Origin of the sequence: Blautia sp. OM07-19 (assembly GCF_003481595.1) — a bacterium.
Taxonomy (GTDB): domain Bacteria; phylum Bacillota; class Clostridia; order Lachnospirales; family Lachnospiraceae; genus Blautia_A; species Blautia_A intestinihominis.
In genome coordinates, this window is the sequence record NZ_QULA01000064.1 from 1 (window position 1) to 6,275 (window position 6,275).

Genomic DNA, 6,275 nt, shown 5'->3' on the forward strand with positions numbered 1-6,275 from the left:
AAACACTAAAAAATCCTTGATTTTCAAGGAAAAAAGACTTGACTATATAGGGAGGAAGAAGAATGAGTACAAGTCAGTGTGCAGTATATCAGGTAAAAGATACCCCAGAGTACCGGGATGTCCGTTTCCGTTCTTACGAGAAACTGAAAGGCGAAGGAAGAACAGTCCAGATAGAAAACTATCAGCAGGTGTATATTGGAAGAATCCAGCCGGGGGAAACTCCGGCTGACATTAAACTCCGTTTACAGAAACAGCGACCGAAGAACTTCAGAGGTCATTCCATTGGTTGCAGTGATGTGATCGTCATCACCGACGATGGAAAAACCACAGCTTACTATGTCAACAAAGATGGTTTTATCATCATTCCGGAATTTCTCACAATCAAAAGTTCTTCCGATACCAGACTCTCCATTGATACGACCGGATATGAAATCGAAGGAAAGAAAGGGACATGGCTTGCACAGGATTATATCCTGATGAACGAAAAGAAATGGTTTCTGATGGAACATGAGGAGTATGGGACAAGAGCAGCCTATGTGATTCTTAGTGAAGAAGGTGCCGTAGTTATGAATGACTGTTACAATGGCTTTGATGAAGAAGCCAGACGGAACATCCAGAACTTCATGCAGCAACAGGCAGAGCAGGCACAGGAACAAAAGAAACAACAGGAAATGCAGGTACAATCCCAGACCGAACAATTACAATCCGGAGAAACACAAAAGAAGAAACCAGAGCTGGCAAACTGGCAGAAGGTCATGGATAATGGAGAATATCTTCGCAGTGCAGAGATGGCAGAAGAAGCCAATTACAATATGATTGACGGACTGATGAACAACACTCCAAAGAAAAAGGATAAGAACGCTCCACGGAGATCGGTACTGAAACGGCTCCGCAATCATCAGAAGAAGATAGCCAGTCAAGGCAAAGGACAGCCACAACAACAGAAGGCGATGGAAGAAGAAATGGAAAGGAAGAAGAAGTAAAAAAGTCTTGCCAGAATTTTTGAGGGTAATATAAAAAAATGGTTGATTTTTTCTCTCGAATATCATATCATAACATTAACAGGACTCCCCGCACCTCTCACGCAAGTGATGTGTCCCATGGGGAGACATTTTTATTTTTGGAGAAATAATGGTGAATACAAGTGAAATTAAAAATGAAAAGTTGAAAAATAATGAAGCAACTGTACAGGTAATGAAACAACCGAAAACCTTTGCTCAACAAGTTGAAATTATTAAAGAAAAGGGTTTTATTATAGATAATGATACAGAATGTATCAGATTTTTAAAACAGGCGAATTATTATAGATTATCTGCTTATTTCCTTCCGTTTAGAAAAAAGGATGGGACGTATTTTTCAAATATAAACTTTCACAGAATTCAAAGAATCTATGAATTTGACAGTAGATTGCGTGGTGTATTATTTAATTATATAGAAAAAGTTGAATTATATTTAAGAACGCAATTAGCCTATTACAGTGGACATGTTCATGGGGCTTTAGGATATATGGATGGGGCTATTTACAATGACAGGCACAATCATGAAAAGTTTGTGAAACTGTTAAATGTATGTATAGAGGAAAATAAAAGTACATCAGTAGTTCAGCACCATAAAGAAAAGTATGGCGGAAATTTTCCTATATGGGTTATTGTTGAATTTTTTTCAATGGGAATGTTGTCCTACTTTTATGCAGATTTGCAGTCTGGTGACCAGAAATATTTAGCAAAAGAATTATATGGTACATCAGTGGCCTGTTTAAAAAGCTGGTTACGTTGCATCACTGATTTAAGAAACCGTTGCGCACATTATTCAAGGCTGTATTATTGGTCATTTCCCGCATTACCCAAAATGCCAAGGGAATTAGAAATGTCACCAAACAGAAAATTGTTTTCACAAATACTTGTATTAAAATTATTATATCCAGACAAAAAAGAATGGATCAACAAAGTCTTGATAGAATTAAAAGCTATTGTAGAAGAATATGAGAATGATATATCATTGAGACATATAGGGTTTCCGGAAGATTGGTATAAGCAGTTAGAAAAATAGAGATATATTTTTAGGGACAGAGGAGCAATCTGTCCCTTTTAATGTGTCTCTATAAATTTGGCTCTTTTCTATCATGTAGTTGCTCGTAATTCTTCTTAAGAATCATATCAATATTCGCAGACACAGTGCGAAGTTCCCGTTCATAATCCCGGTGATTAGAAAAATCTTCACGCTGTCTCTCCTTCAATTCAACAAGCCGGTCCTTTTCAGCATAGAGAGCTTTCATGGAAGGCAATTTATTCCCGCCAGATTTTTCTCTGAGTGTTCGGAGGGCTGCGTCATACAGGGAAAGTTCTGCCTGGTGTTCTTCATAAAATTTCTCCTTGTTTCGGCTTTTGCGATAATCTGCGTACACATTTTTATATGCCAGATATTGTCCGGTAAAATGAATCTGCTCATTCACATCTTTAAGTTGCTGTTCAGTATCTTTTAAAGATTTTCTGGAAGCACTGGTCTGGTCTGATGCCTGATCGAGTGCTGCATGGAAATCATCAAGAGAATCATAGCCATGTTCCTGTATGTAGGCAACAGTCTGAGCCATCTGCTTTAAATTGGTGAGCTTTACTTTTTGAGCATAGGCTTCGCTCTGCTGTGCTTTAATACAGGTTTGCAGATCTATGACAAGCCGGAGATCTGATTTTATGAAAATGAATGGTGCAGGGATAGCAGAAGTATCGGAGAAAGGAACAGTTGGCGAATCTGTGGAAGTATTCGGAGTCTGCTGTTCCAGAATTTCTTCTTTCTGTTCTTTATGGGATTTTGTGTTTTCCTCAAATGTTTTCAAGAGAAAATCTTCTGTGTATCTGGTTCCAAGATTTCTTCCAGTGATATATTTTTTTCTGCCAGGGTGAAGATAGCTGTACCGGTTTCGACTGATCTTGAAGATAATGTGATATTTTTCATCAAGGATTTTTGAAAATTCTTCTGGTGATCGGGCGGTACTTGCAGCATCATCAATAGCGTCACGAAGAAATTGTTTCTCTGTCTGGTAACGAGTTCCCTTTGGAGTGATTCCATCTTCTTTCATTTTCTGATTTAACTTATCGAGTTTTTCCTGTCCCCGGCGTTGTGCCCAATATTCTTTTTCTGTGATTTTTCTTTCAGCAGGAGTGAGCAGATCAACCTGATGTAGTCCTTCTTTTTTACACATATCCATAACTTCCTGTTTTAAATGGATAAGGTATGCTGTGCTTAGATGGTGCTTGTATCCGGCTTTTGCTTCACAGTCAAATTCCATATAGGGTTCTTGTGGTATGTCATATTTACGGAGACTGTTGATTACGATGTGTACATGGATATTTCCACTTTCGTTATGACCATCAGTATGAGTGCAGACTAAAGCCTGATGACCGGGGAAATTTTTCTTTGCAAAAGTTAATCCAAGTTGCTGGGCACGTTCACCGGTCAATCCACATTCATCCCTGTCTTTCGGGTCGAAGCTGATGATATAATGATGGGATTTTATCTCATTGAAGTTTTTGTTCTTGTGGTAGTAGCTGTTCAGCTCCTGACATTCAGATGCAAAAGAGAATGGATCACAGTTCAGACCGTCCAGATAATATTCTTCTCTCAACATCATATGTCCTTCTTTATCCAGAATCGGTTTTTGCGTATACTCGTTGTGTTGGAAGATAAGATACCGTTCCGATTCTCCGTAGTCAGAGTTTTTGCTTGCGATATGTTTAATTACTGCCACGGAAATCACCTGCCATTTTCATCACTTCATATTTCATTTCATAAATATCCCGGAGAGACTTTCGGATTTCATTTCTCATTTCTGAAGAGAGGATTCCACCCTGATTAAAATATCGGGCAATCTGATTTAGGTTGCTGCCAATCTTACCAAACTCACCGATTAGTTTTTTAATCTGATTGACGTCAGCAACAATTTCAAATCGTGCATTTACCTTTCCTTCCATAGTTTGAGTTCTCATGTATTCTGAAATACTCATTTCTGCCTGTGTTGCTGCATTTTCTATGATAGAAAACTCTGTATCTGTCAAGCGGATGGTTACCCGGTGTTCTCGTTTCATGTCCGTTTCTTTTTGTGGTCGTGTCATTCAATGTTCCTTTCTGGTATAAAGGTTCCGCAGGAAAAATAGAAAGTTCACAGTAAGCTGTGAAAGCAAGTGATGAAAAAGCATCACGCTGTGACCATGCAAATGGGAACCAATACACACATCTTTGGTTGTGGTCGAGGGTATGGGGAAACGAAATCCCCATCAAGTTGCAAGGCAGACAAAATCCCGTAGGGGTTTTTGTCTGACATTGCGAAACTTGCTCTAAAAATGATTGCTTTATATATAAGCCAATTTACATAAAAAAAGGAAAAGAGTAGTTCAAATATAGAATGTTTTTTGAATAAATATTGTGGTATTTCATATGATGTCACATATATAATTGAGAGGTACAATGGTATTGAGAAAATCGTCATGAAAATATATAATGAGAAAGTACATTATAGAAACGGGGTACAATAATGAAGAAAATAGTGATTATTGAAGATGATATAGAAATAAATACGCTTCTTGCTGACTTTTTAAGAGAAAATGGATATGCTGTACATTGTCAATATGATGGACTTCATGTTTTAGATTTCTTACGCAAAGAAAAAATTGATTTGATTATACTTGATATTATGCTTCCTTATCGAAGCGGTGATATTATTTTAGCTGATATACGTAAACAATTTACAATGCCTGTTATTATTATCTCAGCAAAAGAAACTACACAAAATAAAATTGACTTGCTTCGACTGGGTGCAGATGATTATATTACAAAGCCTTTTGATATGGAAGAGGTGCTTGCCAGAATTGAAAGTAATCTGCGGAGAATACAGTTTCAAAATGGTTCGGCAGAATGTTTACAGTATGACAATTTATCTTTGGACTTAGAAAAAAATACAGCAACTTTAAATGGAGTAGAATTGTCGTTGACTGCCAAAGAATTTGCAATTTTGGAATTATTGATGAAATATCCAGATAAAGTGTTTTCAAAATCAAATCTTTTTCAAAGTATTTGGAATACAGAATATTTTACCGAAGATAATACTCTGAATGTTCATATCAGCAATTTGCGAAACAAATTAAAAGCTATATGCCCTGATAAAGAATTTATAGATACTGTCTGGGGTATTGGCTATCGTTTACATAAAGCTAAGGATTAACAATTCCTTGGCTTTATTCTTTTTTTAGCTCTTATCTTTCATATTTAAGAAATTCTTTATGATTACTTATTATAATGTTTAAAGTAAAGGAGGTTTGGAGTATGAATTCAATTATTTTAGAAGCACGAGGCTTAACCAAAGAATATAAACAGACAATAGCATTAGACCACATAAATTTACAAATTAAAAAAGGCAAAATTTATGGATTTATTGGTCAGAATGGAGCTGGAAAGACTACATTTTTAAGATTAGTCACTGGACTTGCATTTCCTACAAGCGGCACACTTGCTTTATGGGGAAAGTCAAGTAAAGAAGAATTGCAGAAACAACGCAAACGAATTGGATGTATGATTGAAACCCCTGCACTATTTCCAGCAATGACTGCATATCAGAATATGGAAGTACAGCGTATCCAACGTGGTATACCAGACAAATCAATTATTAAAAGAACGTTAGATATGGTTGGGTTGCAAGATACAGGTAAAAAAAGTGTTCGTAATTTCTCATTAGGTATGCGTCAGCGATTGGGAATAGCGATTGCGCTTTTAAACACGCCAGAGTTGTTGATTTTAGATGAGCCCATCAATGGTCTTGACCCTGCTGGAATTGTAGAAATCAGAAATTTATTAAAATCCTTAAACAAGGAATATGGAATGACTATTTTGGTTTCCAGTCATATTCTGGAAGAACTGTATCAAACGGCATCAGAATTTATTCTGATTGACCATGGAAAAATTATAGAGGAAATTTCTGACCATGATTTAAATGAACGTTGCAAACGTCATATTTCAATAAAAACTACAGATGTCCAGAAAACAGTGATGGTTTTAGAAGATAATCTCCATACAGATAACTTTAGACTCATGCCGGATGGCACGATTCGATTGTATGATTATTTAAATGATTTAGAGCTTGTTGCGTCTATCCTGGCAGAGTCGCACATTCTTGTTACAGGGCTTTCGGTATCAGGCGATACTTTGGAAGATTACTTTCTAAGTAAAATAGGAGCTTCTTGTATAATTCAAATATAGGGAATTCCGAGAAAGAAGGTTGAGAAAAA

6 protein-coding genes are annotated in these 6,275 nt (G+C 36.7%); 4 read left to right on the plus strand and 2 right to left on the minus strand.

From position 1 onward, the window contains the following. Positions 1–62: 62 nt before the first annotated feature. The gene (locus tag DXC01_RS19485; protein ID WP_117547089.1) at positions 63–983 is read left to right on the plus strand and encodes a YodL domain-containing protein; all 921 of its coding nucleotides are present in this window, start codon (positions 63–65) and stop codon (positions 981–983) included. Between the two features lie 148 nt (positions 984–1,131). Beyond that, on the plus strand, positions 1,132–2,049 hold the full coding sequence (locus DXC01_RS19490) for an Abi family protein (RefSeq protein WP_117547090.1): 918 nt from the start codon (positions 1,132–1,134) through the stop codon (positions 2,047–2,049). A 49-nt stretch (positions 2,050–2,098) separates the two neighbouring features. On the opposite strand, the gene DXC01_RS19495 is transcribed toward DXC01_RS19490, so the two are convergent. Then, on the minus strand, positions 2,099–3,745 hold the full coding sequence (locus DXC01_RS19495) for a relaxase/mobilization nuclease domain-containing protein (RefSeq protein WP_118699656.1): 1,647 nt from the start codon (positions 3,743–3,745) through the stop codon (positions 2,099–2,101). Further along, complete coding sequence (locus DXC01_RS19500) at positions 3,732–4,109, minus strand: plasmid mobilization protein (RefSeq protein WP_117547092.1); 378 nt, start codon at positions 4,107–4,109, stop codon at positions 3,732–3,734. The genes DXC01_RS19495 and DXC01_RS19500 overlap by 14 nt, the downstream gene beginning before the upstream one ends. Positions 4,110–4,528: 419 nt before the next feature. Here DXC01_RS19500 and DXC01_RS19505 point away from each other — a divergent pair, with 419 nt between their 5' ends. Together DXC01_RS19505 and DXC01_RS19510 are read left to right on the plus strand one after the other, a co-directional pair. Then, complete coding sequence (locus DXC01_RS19505; protein ID WP_118699657.1) at positions 4,529–5,215, plus strand: response regulator transcription factor; 687 nt, start codon at positions 4,529–4,531, stop codon at positions 5,213–5,215. A 101-nt stretch (positions 5,216–5,316) separates the two neighbouring features. Next, entirely contained in the window at positions 5,317–6,246 is a 930-nt protein-coding gene (locus tag DXC01_RS19510; RefSeq protein WP_118699658.1) for an ABC transporter ATP-binding protein, read from the plus strand. Positions 6,247–6,275 lie beyond the last annotated feature (29 nt).

What these genes read in the sequence shown, in the direction of transcription:
- DXC01_RS19510 (WP_118699658.1), top strand. Translation starts at nt 5,317, where the DNA reads ATGAATTCAATTATTTTAGAAGCACGAGGCTTAACCAAAGAATATAAA.
- DXC01_RS19490 (WP_117547090.1), top strand. Translation starts at nt 1,132, where the DNA reads ATGGTGAATACAAGTGAAATTAAAAATGAAAAGTTGAAAAATAATGAA.
- DXC01_RS19485 (WP_117547089.1), top strand. Translation starts at nt 63, where the DNA reads ATGAGTACAAGTCAGTGTGCAGTATATCAGGTAAAAGATACCCCAGAG.
- DXC01_RS19500 (WP_117547092.1), bottom strand. Translation starts at nt 4,109, where the DNA reads ATGACACGACCACAAAAAGAAACGGACATGAAACGAGAACACCGGGTA.
- DXC01_RS19505 (WP_118699657.1), top strand. Translation starts at nt 4,529, where the DNA reads ATGAAGAAAATAGTGATTATTGAAGATGATATAGAAATAAATACGCTT.